The 17,230-nt window shown below is 68.9% G+C and carries 14 protein-coding genes; 7 read left to right on the top strand and 7 right to left on the bottom strand.

All coding sequences use genetic code 11. The features are described 5' to 3' along the window. Window positions 1–32: 32 nt before the first annotated feature. The 4 genes from NRF20_RS08875 to NRF20_RS08890 form a co-directional block, all read right to left on the bottom strand. Complete coding sequence (locus NRF20_RS08875) at window positions 33–1,223, bottom strand: cytochrome P450 (protein WP_398633415.1); 1,191 nt, start codon at window positions 1,221–1,223, stop codon at window positions 33–35. Window positions 1,224–1,373: 150 nt separating this feature from the next. Further along, on the bottom strand, window positions 1,374–2,600 hold the full coding sequence (locus NRF20_RS08880; RefSeq protein ID WP_398633414.1) for a beta-ketoacyl-[acyl-carrier-protein] synthase family protein: 1,227 nt from the start codon (window positions 2,598–2,600) through the stop codon (window positions 1,374–1,376). Continuing rightward, window positions 2,597–2,839 (bottom strand): acyl carrier protein, encoded by a 243-nt coding sequence (locus NRF20_RS08885; protein WP_398633413.1) that lies wholly within the window; start codon window positions 2,837–2,839, stop codon window positions 2,597–2,599. The genes NRF20_RS08880 and NRF20_RS08885 overlap by 4 nt, the downstream gene beginning before the upstream one ends. Before the next feature lie 103 nt (window positions 2,840–2,942). Next, window positions 2,943–3,950, bottom strand: coding sequence for a beta-ketoacyl-ACP synthase III (locus tag NRF20_RS08890; protein ID WP_398633412.1), 1,008 nt, complete (start codon window positions 3,948–3,950; stop codon window positions 2,943–2,945). Window positions 3,951–4,598: 648 nt separating this feature from the next. Here NRF20_RS08890 and NRF20_RS08895 point away from each other — a divergent pair. The 7 genes from NRF20_RS08895 to NRF20_RS08925 all read left to right on the top strand — a co-directional run bounded on the left by NRF20_RS08895 (window position 4,599) and on the right by NRF20_RS08925 (window position 14,998). Beyond that, window positions 4,599–6,641, top strand: a complete 2,043-nt coding sequence (locus NRF20_RS08895) for an AMP-binding protein (protein ID WP_398633411.1) — start codon at window positions 4,599–4,601, stop codon at window positions 6,639–6,641. Next, complete coding sequence (locus NRF20_RS08900) at window positions 6,638–7,681, top strand: 3-oxoacyl-[acyl-carrier-protein] synthase III C-terminal domain-containing protein (protein WP_398633410.1); 1,044 nt, start codon at window positions 6,638–6,640, stop codon at window positions 7,679–7,681. Before NRF20_RS08895 ends, NRF20_RS08900 begins: the two co-directional genes overlap by 4 nt. Window positions 7,682–7,701: 20 nt before the next feature. Beyond that, window positions 7,702–10,320 carry an aminotransferase class III-fold pyridoxal phosphate-dependent enzyme gene (locus NRF20_RS08905; RefSeq protein ID WP_398633409.1) on the top strand — a complete coding sequence of 873 codons (2,619 nt, stop codon included), beginning with the start codon at window positions 7,702–7,704 and terminating at the stop codon, window positions 10,318–10,320. Between the two features lie 92 nt (window positions 10,321–10,412). Continuing rightward, window positions 10,413–11,507 carry a DUF3419 family protein gene (locus tag NRF20_RS08910; RefSeq protein WP_398633408.1) on the top strand — a complete coding sequence of 365 codons (1,095 nt, stop codon included), beginning with the start codon at window positions 10,413–10,415 and terminating at the stop codon, window positions 11,505–11,507. Window positions 11,508–11,527: 20 nt separating this feature from the next. Beyond that, entirely contained in the window at window positions 11,528–12,382 is an 855-nt protein-coding gene (locus tag NRF20_RS08915; protein ID WP_398633407.1) for an alpha/beta fold hydrolase, read from the top strand. 16 nt (window positions 12,383–12,398) lie between these two features. After that, the gene (locus NRF20_RS08920) at window positions 12,399–13,517 is read left to right on the top strand and encodes an acyl-CoA dehydrogenase (protein ID WP_398633406.1); all 1,119 of its coding nucleotides are present in this window, start codon (window positions 12,399–12,401) and stop codon (window positions 13,515–13,517) included. 242 nt (window positions 13,518–13,759) lie between these two features. After that, on the top strand, window positions 13,760–14,998 hold the full coding sequence (locus NRF20_RS08925; protein ID WP_398633405.1) for a flavin reductase: 1,239 nt from the start codon (window positions 13,760–13,762) through the stop codon (window positions 14,996–14,998). 48 nt (window positions 14,999–15,046) lie between these two features. Here the strand turns inward: NRF20_RS08925 and NRF20_RS08930 are convergent, their stop codons facing one another. From NRF20_RS08930 to NRF20_RS08940, 3 genes are read right to left on the bottom strand one after another with little or no spacing between them, the layout of a single operon-like run. Beyond that, on the bottom strand, window positions 15,047–15,877 hold the full coding sequence (locus NRF20_RS08930; RefSeq protein WP_398633404.1) for an S-methyl-5'-thioadenosine phosphorylase: 831 nt from the start codon (window positions 15,875–15,877) through the stop codon (window positions 15,047–15,049). Then, window positions 15,874–16,632, bottom strand: a complete 759-nt coding sequence (gene mtnC / locus NRF20_RS08935) for an acireductone synthase (protein WP_413752356.1) — start codon at window positions 16,630–16,632, stop codon at window positions 15,874–15,876. The genes NRF20_RS08930 and mtnC overlap by 4 nt, the downstream gene beginning before the upstream one ends. Continuing rightward, window positions 16,629–17,207, bottom strand: a complete 579-nt coding sequence (locus NRF20_RS08940; RefSeq protein WP_413752357.1) for a 1,2-dihydroxy-3-keto-5-methylthiopentene dioxygenase — start codon at window positions 17,205–17,207, stop codon at window positions 16,629–16,631. The genes mtnC and NRF20_RS08940 overlap by 4 nt, the downstream gene beginning before the upstream one ends. Window positions 17,208–17,230: the final 23 nt, after the last annotated feature.

The following is a 17,230-nucleotide window of genomic DNA, read 5'->3' on the forward strand; positions in this document are numbered from 1 at the left end:
ACTGGCCGGCACCGATGTGCAAAGCAAGCCCTTTACTCCCAGGCGACGGGAAGTTCGAGCATCCCCTGAATCGTGTCGCCGGGATTGCAGGAAATCTCGTCGGCCGGCACGGCCAGGCGCAGTCCGGGGAAGCGGGTGAAGAGGCTGCGCAGAGCGATCTCTATCTCGGTGCGGGCCAGGTTCTGGCCAAGGCACTGGTGGATGCCGAATCCGAAGGCCACGTGGTGGCCGGCCGAGCGATGCCAGTCGAGTGTGTCCGGGTCGGACACCCAGCCGGCGTCCCGGTTGATGACGGAGGTCGAGAAGACGACACCGTCGCCGGCCCGAATCGTCGTACCGGCGATCTCGATGTCCTCGGTTGCTACCCGCAGCAGCCAGTCGGAGACGGACAGGAACCGCAGCAGCTCCTCCACGGCGGCGGGCACCAGAGCGGGATCGGCTCGCAGTTCGGCCAGTTGCTCGGGGTGGCGCAGCAAGGTGAAGGTGCCGAGCGAGATCATGTTCGCCGTCGTCTCGTGCCCGGCGACCAGCAGGACCAGGGCGAGCGCGACCAGTTCGGTCCGGTCCGTCCGGCCCTTGAGCAGCTGGTTGTGGACCAGTTCGTCGAGGAGACCGTCGCCGTCGCCGGGTTCCTTCTGTTTGCGGTCGATCAAGTTGCCCAGGTAGTGCTCCAGTTGGAAGCGCGCATCCTCGGCGTCGGTGACCTCGGGGCCGCGCAGCAGCCGACGCGACTGGATCTCGAAGAAGTCGTGGTCGGCGTACGGGACGCCGAGCAGCGCGCAGATCACCATGGACGTCATGGGCAGCGCGAAGGAGCTCACCAGTTCGGCGGACGTGCCCTGCGTCTCCATGGCGTCCAGGAGGCGGTCGGCCGTCTCCTGGATCCGTGGCCGCAGGGCGGCGGTGCGTTTGAAGGAGAAGCTCGGGATCAGCATCCGTCGCTGGGTATTGTGCTCCGGGTCGTCCAGGCCGACCAGGGCGGCGCTGCGCTCGCGGAATCCGACGAGGCGAGCGCTGGGAATCGGGAAGCCCGGACAGTCGCTGCGGGATGACAGCCTCTGGTCGACGAGGAGTTCACGGGCCGTGGCATGACCGGTGACGGCCCAGGCCTCGCTGCCGTCGAAGAGGGTGATCCGGGAGAGCGGGCGGGACAGCGGTGCGTAGCCGGCGGGCGGCTGGTAGGGGCAGGTGCGGTCCTGCGGGAAGGCGACCGGTCGTGTCATGGAATTACCTCTCGGGTGAAGGGTCCTCTGCCCCCGTCAGGGCGAGGCTCATCGCGGCGGGCAGGTGGACCTGGGTGCGGTCGACGCGGCGTAAGACGCGCGCCGCCCTGACGAAGGCGCCCGTACGCAGACACCGCTGACGCGGTCACGTCACGCCCGGCTCAGCGCCAGGACCGCGTTCTGGCCGCCGAAGCCCATCGAGTTGCTGAGCGCCAATCCGATGTCATGGGAGGTCGGGGTTCGCGCCAGGTTGAGGTCGATCTCCGGGTCCTGTGTGAGGAGGTTGGCCGTGGGCGGCACCAGACCGTTTTCGACGGCGAGCACGGTGTAGGCGGCCTCGATCGCCCCGGCTGCCCCGAGAAGATGCCCGGTGACGCCCTTGGTGGAACTGACCAGCGGGCCGCCGGGCACCACCCGGTGCAGTGTCCTGGCCTCCGCCAGGTCGTTCAGCGGAGTCGAGGTGCCGTGCGCGTTGACGTAGGACACGTCCTGCGGGGCGGCGCCGGCGTCGGCGAGCGCCAGCCGCATGGCCTGCTCCAGCCCGCGGCCGTCCGGGGGCGGTGCGGTGATGTGGTGGGCGTCGGCGGTCGAGCCGTGCCCGACGATCCGGGCCCGGATCCGCGCTCCGCGGGCGCGGGCCTCCGGAGCGCGCTCCAGGACAAGCAGTCCCGCCCCTTCACCGGCGACGAATCCGTCGCGGTCGGCGTCGAAGGGCCGGGAGGCTCCCTCCGGGGCCTCGCTGCGTTTGGAGAGGGCCCCCATGTTCGCGAATCCGGACATGGCCAGCGGGGTGACCATCGCCTCGCTGCCGCCGGTGAGGACGACGTCGCAGCGCCCGAGGGCCAGCAGGTCGCAGGCTGTGGCTATGGCCGTGGTCCCGGAGGCGCACGCCGTGGCCACCACCAGGTTCGGGCCCGTGGCGCCGATCTCGATCGCCACCTGCCCCGCCAGCATGTTGGGCAGATACATGGCGAGCAGCAGGGGTGTCACGCGCTGGGGTTTCTGGTCGAGCATCACGCGGTGCTGTGCCTCGTACGTGTGGAGGCCGGCTCCTGCGTTGCCCAGCACGACCCCCACCCGCGCACCGTCCCAGGTGGCGGGGTTCAGGCCGGAGTCGGCCAGGGCCTCACCTGCCGCGACCAGCGCGAACTGGACGAAGCGGTCAAGGCGGTGTGCCCGCCGCCCACCCAGCAGCACGTCGGCGTCGAAGTCCGGGACGCGGCAGGCCACGGGAACCGGCATGCCCTCCAGTTCGGGGTCGAGAGCCGCCGCTGTGCCCCGGGCCTCGCACACCTCGGACCAGTTGCGCTTCACTCCGACTCCGGCCGGCGTGACGAGCCCGAGGCCGGTGACCGCGATGTCGGTGCGGACCGTCATGCCTGGCCCTGGGTGACCCGGTCCTCCACCAGACGGCCCATGCCGGCCAGGGTGGCCGCGTCGCGCAACTCCTGGTCCTGGATGTCCACGCCGAGGTCTCGCTCCAGGATTACGGTCAGCTCCACCAGGGTGAGGGAATCGAACTCCACATCTTCCAGGGAGGCTTGCGGACTCACGAGATCTGAGGAGATCTTCAGGTCCTCGATCATGATCTTCTTGAGCGTGTCGTAGCCGTTCATGTCAGCTCCTTGCACGTGGTGTCGGGGAACCCGGGTGGGACCGGGCGGGCTGGAAATCCAGAGCGGGGCGTGCTGCCGTGACCGTGGGGCGGAGGTCGCCGGTTCAGGGAACGCTGGTGAGCGACGGCCAGACGAGGGTGGCAGCGCCCCAGGCAAGTCCGCCGCCGAACGCGGTGAGCAGCACCCGCTGGCCCTCGGTCAGTGCACCGGAAGCGTTGTCCTGGTCGAGCAGCAGTGGTACCGAGGCCGAGGCCGTGTTGCCCACGAGCTCGATGTTCGAGGCGCGGGCCTCATGCGAGACGCCCAGTGCGTCGCCGAGCGCGTTGCTGATGCGTGCGTTGGCCTGGTGGGCCACCAGGCGGTCGATGTCGGAGAGCCGCCAGTCCGCCTGCTCAGCGGCCGTGCGGCAGGCGGACGTCATGTGTCTGACAGCGAAGCGGAAGATCTCGCGCCCCTGCATCCGGAGATACCGGGAGTGGTCCTCGGTCGGGACGCGCCGGCGCGCGCCGCCCGCGGGCACGTTCAGGAGGGCGTTCCCGCCGCCGTCGCTGCCGAGCACGAGGGAGATGAGCGCGCCGGGCTCGTCCCGATCGCCTGCGCGTAGTACGACGGCTCCCGCGCCGTCGCCGAAAATGGCGGCGGTGGTGCGGTCGGCGGGATCGATGAGGGTGGTGAACGCCTCGGCCCCGATGAGCAGGACGCGGTCGGCGACGCCGGTGGCGACGAGGCCCGCTGCGCTGGCCAGCCCGTAGACGAAGCCCGCGCAGACGGCGGAGACGTCGAAGGCGGCCACGCCCGTCAGGCCGAGCCGGGAGGCGACGTCCGGCGCCGTGGCTGGGCACAGCTCGTCGGGCGTGCTGGTGGCCAGCACCACGGCGTCGGCCTGACCGGAGCCGGAGGACTTCAGCGCCCGCCGGCCCGCCTCCACCGCGAGGTCCGAGGTCGACATGCCTGGCGAGACGCGGCGGCGGCTCGCGATGCCGGTACGGCTGCGGATCCATTCTTCGCTGGTGTCGAGGGTGGCCTCCAGGTCCGCGTTGGTCACCGTGTCGGGCGGCAGCCAGGATCCGAGGCCGGTGAGAACCGCAGCACGAGGGGATCGGTACGTCATACCAGTTGACTCCGTGGTCCTGAGGATCGGGTGACGAATCGGCCAGGGCCGGTGCTGCTCCGCTGACGGTGGATCAGGGACGATGTCGTGGCAGGGGACGGCCCGCCCGGGCCGTTTGGCGCCGGACGAGCGTCGTGCGCCCGTCCGGCACTGTTTCGGCTCCACGGCCGACGGAAGCCGCGGCAGCTTCCTGAAACAGGCCCGGGGATATATGACCGCTCCCAGGGCACAAGGAGCCTGTCACCGGCAGGCGCGGGCGCACAAGGTCAGGAATCGGAAAACGCCCGATCCGTCTTTCCCAGTACAGGAAAAGCGGGTGCTTGAATGCGCGCCGGGAAGGGGGTCGGGGAACCGCCGGAGGCACAGCGCGCGGGAACTGTTCCTCAATAATTCAGCCCGCTGACGTTTCAGCGGAGCGTCTTCCCGCATTGCGAAGATCACACGGAGATCTTTCGGACTGCTGTCATTGCCCGTACGCGCCGGGCGGTGGCAGGCTCGTTGATCGAAGCGCACCGCAGCGGCGCCTCCGCGGGAGGCGGACCGCTTTCCTTCCCACTCCACCGGCGAATCATCAAATGCCTTCGATATACCAACGGTCGCAGCCGGCAGGCATGTCTACTTGTCACCGTCAGAATGAGGTAGCACCCCGTGGAACCCGCGCTGGAAACCGATTTCGTCCAGATACTGCAGAAACGTTCCCAGGACGACCCGCATGGTTTAGCATTCACATTCCTTGAGGGCGATCTCGATGTAGTGGGCACGCTGACCTACAGAGAGCTGCACGACCGTGCCGGCCGGCTGGCCGCCCGGCTGGCTCGGACGGTCTCCCCCGGAGACCGTGTTCTGCTGCTCCACCCGGCCGGCCTCGACTACGCCGTAGCGTTCTACGCCTGCCTGTACGCACGGATCATCGGCGTTCCGTTGTACGTCCCGCAGCAACGCACCGTTTCGACGGTCGAGGCGATCGCGCGGGACTGTGCGGCCACCGCCGTACTGACCACGGAGCGGGGGACGAAGCAGAAGTCGCTCTTCGGCGAGGACACACGGTCGGCGAACCTGCCCTGGCTGGCCACGGATGTGCCGCTGGACGATATCTCCCCGCTGGACCCCGACGGCATCGCCCCGGACACGATCGCCTATCTGCAGTACACCTCCGGCTCCACATCCGCCCCCAAGGGCGTGATCGTCGACCACACCAACGCGGTCCGGCAGTGCGCCGAGGCAGCGCTCTCCTGGAAGGTCGACAGCGAAAGCCGGTGGGTCTCGTGGCTTCCGCACTTCCACGACTACGGCCAGATCGGCTCGATCATGCTGCCGGTCTTCGCGGGCGCCCAGTGCGTGCTGATGGCGCCGACCACGTTCATCCGCAGGCCCGTCCGCTGGCTGCGGGCGATCTCGCAGTACCGCGGCACCCACACGGGCGCCCCGAACTTCGCCTACGACCTCTGCGTCGAAGGCACCACCGAGGACCAGCGAGCCGGGCTGGACCTGAGCTCACTGGTCACGGCCGGCAACGGCGCGGAGCCCGTGCAGTTAGACACGCTGCGGCGCTTCGAGGAGACGTTTACCGAACACGGCCTCCGGCCCGGTGTCCTGTGTCCCTCCTACGGTCTCGCCGAAGCCACTTTGAAGGTCACGAACACGATGCCGGACGAGCCGCTGGTCTGGGGCACCTTTGGCGCCGTCACCCCCGGCAGCCCAGTGGTGGAACTGCCCGCCGACAAGGCCGTGCGTCCGCTCGTCGCGTGTGGCACGACCGTGGCCGACACCCGCGTCGCCGTCGTCGACCCGAAGACGGGGCAGCGCCTTCCCGACGACCACGCCGGAGAGATCTGGGTGACCGGCCCCATCGTCTCCCGTGGCTACTGGGGTTGCCCCCAGGAGAGCACGGAGACCTTCGACGTACGCGTCAGGGGCGAGGACACCGGCGCCCACCTCAGGACGGGAGATCTGGGGTTCGTGCACGACGGGCAGCTCTACATCTGCGGACGGATCAAGGACGTCGTGATCATCAACGGGGTCAATCACTATCCCCAGGACATCGAACGGACCGTCGAGGAGAGCCACTCCGCCGTCCGGCGCGGCCGCACTGCGGCCTTCGGTGTCACCGAGGGGGTCCGGGAGAGCGTCGTCGTGGTCGCCGAATGCGCCCGAGGCGACAAGAGCTCCCCCGAGGAGGTCGCCCTCGCCGTCCGCGAAGCCGTCTGGCGCACCCACGAGTTCACCGCCACGGTCGTGGTCGCCGAGACCGGAACGGTCCCCGTGACCACGAGCGGCAAGATCCAGCGGACCCGTTGCAAGGCCGATTTCCTTGCGGGACGCCTCGTCGTCCGTGCCCGTCTTGACGCCGGCTCGGCCGGTCCCGACGAGACGCCCGGTCCGGCCGCGCGGCCGGCCTTCACCTCCGCGGCCCAGTCGCTCCACCAGGGCTGCCGTGCACACATCGAGAGCTGGATCACAGAAAGGGTGCTGGAAGGCATGAGGAATGTGGACGCCCAAGAACCCCTGTCCGCCTACGGACTCTCCTCGTTGCACACGCTGGAACTGCACCAGAGTCTGGAGGACTGGACCGGAACGCGGCTGCCTCCCGAGTGGATGTGGGAGTCGGGATCGATCGACGAACTGGTCACACTCGTCGTGGAACGTCTGACCAGCCCCGCCGCCGACTCCACCGCAGGGGCGGGCCGATGAGGATCGCCGCCGTATCCGCCGCCCTGCCGTCGCGCCGCGTCACCAACGACGACGTCCTCGACCTCGTCCGCGAGCACAGCGCCGACGTCTTCGAGGGCGACATCGAAGAGGCCCTTCGGAAGATCAGCTTCTGGCTCGCGTACTCCGGATCCGACTGCCGTGTCTGGGCCGACGACGGGGAGCGCCCCATCGACCTGCTGGCCCGCGCGGCCGAGGAGGCGCTCGACGAGGCCAAAGTGACGCGGGAAAGCATCGACGTCGTCATCTACACCGGCATCGGCAGGGGCTTCCTCGAACCGGGCGGGTCGTACCACGCCGCCGCGGCGCTCGGCATCAAGCGCGCCCAGTGCTTCGACGTCCTCGACGCGTGCATGAGCTGGACCAGAGCACTGCAGATCGTCGAGGGCCTGTTCGCCTCGGGTGCGTGCCGCACCGCGATGGTCGTCAACGCCGAGTTCAACATGCGTCCGACCGGGCCGGTCTACCCGGGTGTGTTCGCGCTGCCCAACGCCGACGCGATCACCTGGAGCTTTCCGGCATTCACTCTCGGCGAGGCCGCCTCCGCGACCATCCTGACGGCGGACGGGCACGAACCGTGGTCCTTCGAATTCTCCTCGCGGCCCGATCTCGCCGACCTGTGCAACATCCCCTTGGACGGCTATGCGGACTTCAGCCGGCCGTCGGAGAAGACTGCCAGGAACGGCGTCCACCGCTTCACCTCGTTCGGTTTCGAACTGCACGAGGCCGCCCAGGTCGAGGCCACGGAGGTCTTCAAGCGGCTCGACGCCCCGAAGGAGGAGGCGACCGCCGTGTTCACGCATGCCTCCTCGAAGCGGTTCTGGCAGGAGATGGCCGACGGCGTGGGCCTGGGCGACAAGATCTTCCACGTCTTCCAGAACACCGGAAACATTGTCTCGGCCTCGGTGCCGACGGCCATCGCGACCGCGGTGAGCGAAGGACGCCTGAAGCGCGGTGACCGCGCGATCGGCTGGCTCGGCAGCGCGGGCATGTCCTTCAGCGCGTTCTCGTTCGTGTACTGACCAGGAGGACGGAGAACACCATGGCCACTCTCCCGATGAAACCAGTCACCAATGCGCTGGGCCACCTCTTCGGATACTCCGTGTCGCGTCTGCGGAACCCGCGCGAGGACCTCAGGACCCAGGAGGCCGAGCGGCTGCTGGACTGTCTCGTCCAGGCCGGCCCGATCTACATGAAGATGGGCCAACTGCTTGCCACCAGGTCCGACCTGGTGCCCGGCGAGTGGGTGCAGACCCTGCGCATGCTCCAGGACGACGCTCCCCACATGGACGCGGCCACCACACGTGCCGTCGTCGAGCGGGAGCTGCGCGCTCCGATGAACAGTGTCTTCCGCGAGTTCGACCTCGAACCGGTGGCCAGCGGCTCGGTCGCCCAGGTCCACCGGGCCCGGCTGCTGGACGGCCAGAGGGTCGCCGTGAAGCTGGTGAAGGACGGAGTGCCCGAGCACATAGACCAGAACCTGCGCATGATAGCCAGGGGGGTGCGCCTGGCCGAGAAGATGGTCCCGACCGTCGCCGACTCCGACGGCGCCCGGCGTTTCGCCGAGGTGGCGAACCTGTTCCGCTCGCAGGCCGACATGCTCCAGGAGGCGGCCCGGCAGAAGGCGGTCCACCGCAACTTCCAGGGCCACCCCTACGTGCGGGTGCCGCGCGTGATATCGGACCTCGTCACGCCCCGCATGCTCACCATGGAGTTCATGGACGGCATCCGCGGGAATGACGCTCACCGGGTGCGGTTGCCGGCCGCGCAGCTGGCCCGGCGCCTGCAGGACACGATCTACACCATGCTCTACATGCACGGCCTGTCCCATGGCGACCCTCACCCGGGCAACATCCTCTTCTCCGAGGAGGGTGAGCTGATCCTGCTCGACTTCGGGATCACGGTCGAGCTCAGCGAGGACGAGAAATGGGGCCTTTCGTCCTTCTACTACGCGTGCACTCGCAAGGATTGGGACATCGCGGTGGAGCGCTTCACCGCCCACTTCGTCACCGGCACCGAGAAGCTTCATGAGCGCTGGGACGAGTACCGGGAGGAGCTTGAGGCGGCGCTGGAGCACCACTTCGACACCGTCTCGAACCGCTGGTCGACGATCAGCTACTTCCGGGACGTCAGCAACATCCTGCGCAAGTACGGTGCCCGGTACACCACCAGTTTCACCAAGGTCGAGCTCGTCTTCCTCTCCTGCGAGGGGTTCGCCACCCAACTCGACCCGGACATCAACATCTGGGACAACGCCCGCAAGTTCACGGACCGCTACTCCCCCTACATGAGCAAGGAGGTCCGCGAGCGATTCGACGAGCAGTTCAAGAACCAGATCCCGAGCTCGCTGGAGATGCGTGACCGGGCAAACCTCTCGCTCGTCGCGCCCACCCACATCCACCGCTACTTCTTCCCCAGCACGTACCCCATCTTCGTCAAGGACGCGCAGGGCGGACGGGTCCGCGACCTCGACGGCAACGAGTACGTGGACCTCTCCGGCGGGTACGGGCCGCACATCCTGGGCTACTCCCACCCGGTGGTGAACGAGGCGATCAGCTCAGGCATCGCGGCCGGCATGCTCAACGGCATCGGCCACGCGCCCGAGGTCGAACTGGCCGAGACGCTCGTCGAGGCCTTCCCCTCCGCGGAACGGGCGTTGCTGTGCAACTCCGGCACCGAGTCCGTCCTGCTGGCGATCCGTCTGTGCCGGGCGTACCGCAGGCGCAAGACGGTGGTGAAGTTCGAGGGCCACTACCACGGGTTCTCCGACCAGGGCATGGTCAGTTCGTGGTTCCGCTTCACCGGGGACAAGCACGCGCCGGAGCCGATCGCGGGCACCCTCGGTTCGAACGAGGACGTCGTGCGGAACACGCTGGTGCTCCAGTACGGGGACATCGGCGGCCTCGAACGACTCCGTGAGCGTCTGGACGACCTCGCCTGCGTCATCGTCGAGCCGATGCCGACCTCGACGACCACCTTCGACCAGGAGTTCCTGGCCGCCCTGCGGAAGCTGTGCACCGAGTCGGGTGTCCCGCTGGTCTTCGACGAGGTCGTCACGGGCTTCCGGGTGGCGTACGGCGGGGCTCAGACACTGGCCGGGATCGAACCGGACCTCACCTGCCTGGGCAAGATCATCGGTGGTGGTCTGCCCTGCGGTGCGGTGGTGGGACGGGCCCGGCTGGTCGAGATGTGCCGCAGTTCCGAGGACCCGTTCCTGGACTACGAGCAGAAGGCGTTCGCCGGCGGCACGCTGAGCGGGAACTCCATGACCTGCCGGGCGGGCACCGCGGTCCTCACCCACCTGCGTGCCAACCAGCACCTGTACGAGGAGTTGGAGGCGAAGACGCAGCGGCTGCGCGCCGAACTCATGGAAAGCACTGGGAAACGCGGCATCCCCTGTCGCATCAACGCCCGCGGGTCGATCTTCTCGCTCAACTTCAGCCACCGGTCGGCGGGCGTCTACCGGGACCGGATGGCAGGCAGCAACTTCAAGGCCACCATCGCGCTCGCGTACTACATGCGCCGGCACGGGGTGTACATGCCGGAGCTGCACAGCTTCCTGCTCAGTACCGCCCACACCGACGACGACCTGGCCACCACCGGCAAAGCGTTCGACCTCAGCGTGGCGGACATGGCCGACGACGGATTCTTCGTGTCGTGAGCGCCGGCACGCCGCGGCAGCAGCACGTCAGCAGTCAGTCCGGCCCGCAACACCCGGCGGACGGTCCCATCAAGCCCGAATGAGGAATGGTGATGATGAGCTCGAAGGGCTCGGAGAAGTGGATCCTGTACAGCACGTGTGACGAGGACTCCGACTCGGAGATGCGGGCTCTGGGCGTCTCGGCCGGCGAGGACGTGCTGAGTGTCACGGGCAGCGGCTGCCGCACTCTGAGCCTGGTCGCCAAGGACCCGCGTTCGGTGGTGTCGGTGGACACCGCGCCCGGCCAGAACTATCTGCTCGAGGTGAAACTGGCGGCGATCAGGCACTTCGAGTACGACTCGCTGCTCGCGTTCCTCGGCATCGACCCGTGCCCGGACCGCTGGCGGCTGTTCTCGGAACTCCAGGGAAAGATCAGCTACAAAGCGTTCCACTACTTCTCGCAGCACCGCGGGGAAATCGAGAGCGGCCTGGTGATGTCGGGGCGGCACGAGAAGTTCTATCGGCGCGTCGTCGCCCCGGCTATGCGGGTCTTGTACGGCCGTGCCATGCGCGACCTGTTCTCGGCCCGGACGCTCGACGAGCAGAGGGCCGTCTACCTCGGGAAGATCGACGGCGTCCTGTGGCGGTCGCTGGTCCGGTTCGGGTTTTCCGAGCGGGTGCTGAAAACCGTGCTGAACGACCCCGGCTACCGCATCACGATCGACGTGGACTCCGTGGGCGGCTACGTGCTCGAACGCGTCCACCACTCCTTCATGAACCACCTCGCGAAGGACAACCACTGGCTCGCGTTCACGTTCCTCGGGCGCTACCCGGACCGCGACACGCTCCCGCACTACCTGTTGCGGGAGAACTACGAGGCGATCCGCGCCGCGCGCACGAAGGTCGAGATCGTCACCGAGAACCTCATCGACTACCTGGCGAACGTTCCCGAGGGATCGCTCGACAAGTTCTCGTTGTCCGATGTGACAAGCTGTATCGGCCAGGAGGGATTCGATCGGATCATGCGTCACATCGTGCGCGTCGGCCGGCCCGACGGACGGGTGTGTTACCGCAATTTCCTGGCCAAGCACCAGGTGCCGGAAGAGGCACGGTCCACGTTGGTCCGTGACGACGTGCTCAGTTCGTCGCTCACTCATGACGACAAAGCATTCGTCTACGACATCGAGGTGCTCACGTTGACCGGCTGATCGAAAGGAAGACGTCCAGCATGCATGACGAGACATCCCGGGTGGAGACCTCCGGCGGCTCGATCGACTTACGGCACTTCGGGCAGGGTACGACCCTCCTGCTCGTGCACGGGCTGATGGTCAACGGGCACCTGTGGGACCCGCTCATCGCGGCTGTGCGCGACCGGTTCCACATGGTTGTGCCGGACCTGCCGCTGGGCGGGCACCGCACACCGCTCGAACCGAGCGCGGACTGCAGCCTGGAGGCACACGCTGCGCGTGTGATCGAGATCGCGCGGAAATTGTCAGGGCCCATCGTGCTCGTCGGCAGCGACACCGGCGGGGCGATCTCCCAGATCGCCGTGGCGCGTGAACCCGGGCTGTTCGACCGCCTGGTGCTCCTTCCCTCGGACGCCTTCGACAACTGTCCGCCGAAACTGCTGGTCCCGATGCGCGGCCTGGCCGCCGTCCCGGGCGCCATCCGGGCCGTGTCGCTCTCCCTGCGTCTGGGCTTCGTCAAGCGGGCGATGATGATGCTCGTGTCGCGCAGCAAGGTGGCGTCGGGGACCGTAGCGGAACTGCTCGGCGCGCTGCCCTACGACCGGGGAGTACAGAGGGACTTCACCAAGCTGCTGCGGGGCCTGCGGCCCGAGGTCACCAGCGCGGTGGCCGAGGAGCTGCACCGGTTCAAGGGGCGCGTACTCGTCGTCTGGTCCCGGAAGGATCCCCTCTTCCCGTTCGACCACGCGCAGCGGCTGGCCGCGTGCTTCCCGCACAGCTCGGTGGCGATCGCTGAGCACTCCCGCGCCTTCGTCTCGCTCGACGAGCCCGCCTGGCTGGCCGAGCGCATCACTGAGTTCATCGACGACGGCGGACCGTCGGACGATGCCATGTGAAATGAGAGGTTGAAACGTGCCCATCAACTTCATGGTCGAGGAACTGACCACTGCAGAACGGCTGTTCCCCGGTCTCGACCAGAGGCTTCGCGAATTCCCGGTGGCCGAGCTGGAGTCCGACAGGTCCCCCGCGCTGACCATCTTCCGTGAGTATGGCGGGCCGGCCCTCATGGTCCCCAAGGAGCTCGGCGGTCTGGACGCCACCCTCGTGGATGCCCTGCACGTCCAACGGGTGCTGGGTGCGCGGTCGCCGTCGCTGGCCCTCGCGGCGAACATGCACGTGTGCACGGTGATCGCCATGCCGCCGTGTCCCGCCACCGAGGAACTGCTCGGTGCGGTCGCGGGGAAATACCTGTACCTCGCGTCCGCGTTCGGTGAGGGCAAGCCTTCCGCCAGCATTCTCAAACCCCTGGTGAAGGGGGAACGCCACGGCGGCGGATGGCGCCTCAACGGCACCAAGAAGCCATGCAGCCTCTCGAAGTCGATGGACTACCTCACGGCGAGCGTCATGCTGACGTCCCCGGGTACGAGCGATACGGAGATGGCCCTCGCGATCATCCCGGCCGGCACCGCGGGCATCGAGGTACGACCGCTCGGGGACTCGCCGGTGCTGCTCGGCTCGGAGACGTGCGAGGTGGTGTTGACCGACGTCGACGTGCCGGACGACTACATATCCTCCCTGGGAGACCCGCAGTCCCTGAACGCGGCGCTCGCTACGGTGTTCCACGTCTTCGAGGTTCTGATGTCGGCGAGTTACGTCGGCGCGGCCAGTGGTCTGGTCGAGGAGGTGCTCCGACAGCGCCGGGGTTCCGCCGCGGAGCGGGTGGAACTCGTCGGCGAGCTGGAGACCACCATGGCCTCCCTCGAGGCCGTCGCCCGGACGGCGATGGCCGGCGGCGCAGACCAGTTGGGCGTGGCCCGCGCACTGTATGTGCGGTACTCGGCACAGCGGACCGTCGAGCGAGTGGCTGCGCACGCCACCGAACTGCTCGGCGGAACATCCTACATGATCAGCGGCTTCAGCACGACGTTCTTCACGTCGGCCCGGGCCATGGCGTTCCACCCGCCGGCCAGGAGCGCCATGGCCGAGCCGCTCGACCGGTTCATCATCGGGGACCCCCTCGTCATGCCGTAACAGCGCCCGCAGCCACGGCCCGTCCGGGCGAGCGCCGGGTCCTACCGGTAGCGCCCGTACCGGCTCCGCCCCGAGTCACCGACGTCGGCCGGAGGAACGGGGCGCGGCGGTGCGGCCCGGAACCCGCAGCATCGGCCCCCGGGCCGCACCCCGGCCTGCCTGTCACGAGCCAAAGTGCCCCACGTATCCGGGCCGCCGACGAGCAGCAGCTCCCTGTCCCCGACATCACTTCGGACGTGCCCATGAAACTGCTCTGCATTCCCTGCGGGGATCAGCCGGCTCATCCCTTCCCAGCCATGACGGCCACGCTCGGCCCGGGGGTCGAGGTCGTCACGATCGAACCGGACGGCCCCGGCGACCGGGGCCAGGACCGGCCGTACCAGAGGTTCGCCGAGGCGGTCGACGACCTCGCTGCCCGCATCCCACGGCAGGTCGGTGACGCTCCGTACGCCGTCTACGGCTGCGGCACGGGCGGACTGATCGGGTACGAGGCGGCGCGCCGCCTCGTGGCCGCCGGGCACCGGTCCCCGCGGCACATGTTCGTGTCCGGAACCCTGCCGCACGGCCGGCGCGGCGAGAACGGGAGGACGGGGGAGCACACGCGTCCCGACCTCACGTTCCTGGCGGCCCTGACGGGCGCGGTCTGCGTGCCCCGGGAATTCCTGGAGCTCAACGACGCTCGCTCCTACGCCGACGCGCGGATCCGCCGGGACCAGGAGTGGCACAGCTGGTATCGCGAGGCGGGCCGGGTCCCGCGTCTCGACTGTCCGGTCACCGTGTTCACCGGTGACGAGGAGGCCGACGCCCCGGAACGGGACGCGGGCCTGTGGGCCGAGCTCACCAGTGGCCCGGTCACTCGGCTGCCGGTGGTCGGCGGACCGCACGCCGCCGGAGACGGCCGGGCCGCCGGCGTCGCGGAGCGGATGCGCTCCGTCCTCCTCGGCGACGGCCCCGCTCCGCCCGGGACGGCCGTGACCGCGGAAGTGTTCCGCGAGGCGATGTCCCACCTCGCCTCTCCCGTTACCGTGGTCACCGCCATGGAGGACAACGGAAAACCGCGTGCGTTCACCGCGAGCGCGGTCTGCAGCCTTTCCGCGGACCCGCCCCTGCTCCTGGTCTGCATGAACCGGACCGGGAGCACCCATGACGTGTTCGCTGCGGCCGGCCACTTCCTGGTGAACGTCCTCACCGACGAGCAGGCCGACGTGGCGACCGCCTTCGCGCGGCACGATCGGGCCGAGGCGGAGGCCGGACTCGTCCCCCTGGAGGGGGGCCTGCCCGGTGTGCCCGGCGCGTCGGCCAGGTTCCTCTGCTCGCGCGAGCAGGTTCTGCCGGGCGGCGACCACAGCATCCTCGTCGGCCGGCTGGAGAAGGTGACGCTCACCGCCGCACCACCCCTGATCCATTACTGCCGCGGCTGGCACCGTCCGTCGCCGGTGCCGACGCGCCCCTCGCCGGATCCGCAGAGCCGGCTCGTCTGACACCGGCCGGCTCGTGTCCGGCGCCGACCGGTGCCACCGAGCGCGCGGTTACGCGGAAGGCGGGGCCAAAAGCGCGTCGGCCGCGTCCAGTTGCTGTGCACAACGGCAGTCGCGGTCCTCGGGAAGCCGGGAGACGGTACTCAGGACGAGACCGCGCAGCCGCTCGACGTTCCGGGCGAAGACCTCGTAGACGTCCTCCTGGGCCACGCTCTCCTCGGCGTCGATGCCCGCGTCCAGATCGGTGACCAGGGCCACCGACGTGTAACACATGGCCAGTTCACGGGCCAGCGCGGCCTCGGGCATGCCGGTCATGTTCACCAGCGACCAGCCCGCCGCCGCGTACCACCGGGACTCGGCGCGGCTGGAGAAGCGTGGGCCCTCGACGACGACCATCGTCCCGCCGTCGCTGATCGACTCGAACCGGCAGTCGGTGGCCGCCTTCAGGACGGCCGACCGGCCCACGTCGCAGTATGGGTCCGCGAAGGACACGTGCGCGACCGTGTCGTCGAAGAAGGTTCCCGTCCGGCCGCTCGTACGGTCCACCACCTGGTCGGGGACGACGACACTGCCGGGCAGGAGGTCGCGGCGGAGCGAGCCGACGGCGCACGGGGCGAGGATCTGCCGGACGCCGACCGAGCGCAACGCCCAGAGGTTCGCGCGGTAGTTGATGCGGTGCGGGGGGAGGGCGTGGCCGCGGCCGTGCCGGGGCAGGAAGGCGACCCGGCGTCCGCCCACCATGCCCACGGTCAGCGTGTCGGCCGGGTCGCCATAGGGGGTGCTCACCGTGACCTCGGTGGCATCCGACAGCAGTTCGTAGAAGCCGGTGCCGCCGATCACCCCGATCCGGGCCGGGGCGGCGGACTGCTGTGATGTGCTCATGAGAAGAACACCTCTCCGACGGTCTGGTCGTGGGCACGGGTGGCTGCGGGGGCCGGCCCCAGGTGGAGCCGGTCGAGGGCGGTTACGGTGACGTGTCCGGGCACCTCGGTTCCGCGGGGGTCGTCGTCCCTGCGTACGCCGACGCCGGTCCAACCTGCGGCCGCCGCCGCGTCGAGTTCGTAGGCGGTGTCGCTGAGGAAGACGGGCGGCACGGCGGAGCCACCTATCATGAGGCCGATCCGCCGGTAGGAGCCGGGGTCGTTCTTGGGGCCCGCGTTCTCCAGGTCGAACCGGTCGTCCAGCAGTCCGGTCAGGTCGCCGTACGCGGTGTGGCCGAACCAGTCCAGCTGAGCCTTGGCGGAGCCCGAGGAGTAGGTGAAGACACGCATCCCGTCCGCCCGCCACCGGCGCAGCACGGAGGGCACCTCCGAGTACACGTGCCCGTGCAGGTCGCCCTCGGCGTACCCCTCGGCCCAGATCCAGCCCTGGACCGTCTTCAGCGGGGCGGCCTTGACATCCGCGTCCGACCATGCGACGAGTACTGCCAGGGCACCCGTCTCATCGAGCTCCGGACGTCCCGCCTCTTCCCGCACGGCATGCAGCAGGGCTTCCAGCCGGGGGTCGTCACGGTGGCGCCCGAACCAGTCCGCCAGGCGCCTGCGGGCGTACGGGAAGAGCACGTCCCGTACGTGCGTCAGGGATCCGATGGTGCCCTCGATGTCGAGAACCACCGCATCCGCACGAAGATTGGTCACCGGCCGGACCCCGTGAGGTCGTCCAGCCCCGGGAAGCGGCGGGCGAGCGGCGCGCCGCTGAAGTCGCCCACCCAGCCGTCCTCCTCACGGAAGAAGCGGATGGCCGCGAAGTCGGGGCGCTCGCCCATGTCGAACCAGTGGAGGACACTGGCCGGCACCGACAGCAGATCGCCGGCCTCGCACAGCACGGCGAAGACGCGGTCGCCGAGGTGCAGCGTGAACAGGCCGCAACCGTGAGCGAAGAATCGGACCTCGTCCTCGCTGTGCCGGTGCTCCTCAAGAAACGTCGACCTGGCCTTCGCGGCGCGCTCGCGCCACTCCTCGGTCGGAGCCGGGTGCAGCCGGGCGACATCGACGAGTTTCATCGAGTCCTGGGTGCACACCTCCTCGATCTCCTCGCGGTAGAGGTTCAGCAGGGTCTGGTCGTCGAGGGCGGCGCTGTCATCGGTGCGCAGCGGCCAGTGCCGCAACGTGATCCCGTAGGAGGCGAGTTCGCGGGTGATTTCCTTGTCGTCGCGGGTGCGCAGCAGCACCTTCCGGGGGGCGTCTTCGGGCATGATCTGAAGCAGGGTCACAGCAGTGATTCCTTTCCGGGAGG

Origin of the sequence: Streptomyces sp. R-74717 (genome assembly GCF_047305335.1) — a bacterium.
Lineage (GTDB): Bacteria > Actinomycetota > Actinomycetes > Streptomycetales > Streptomycetaceae > Streptomyces > Streptomyces atratus.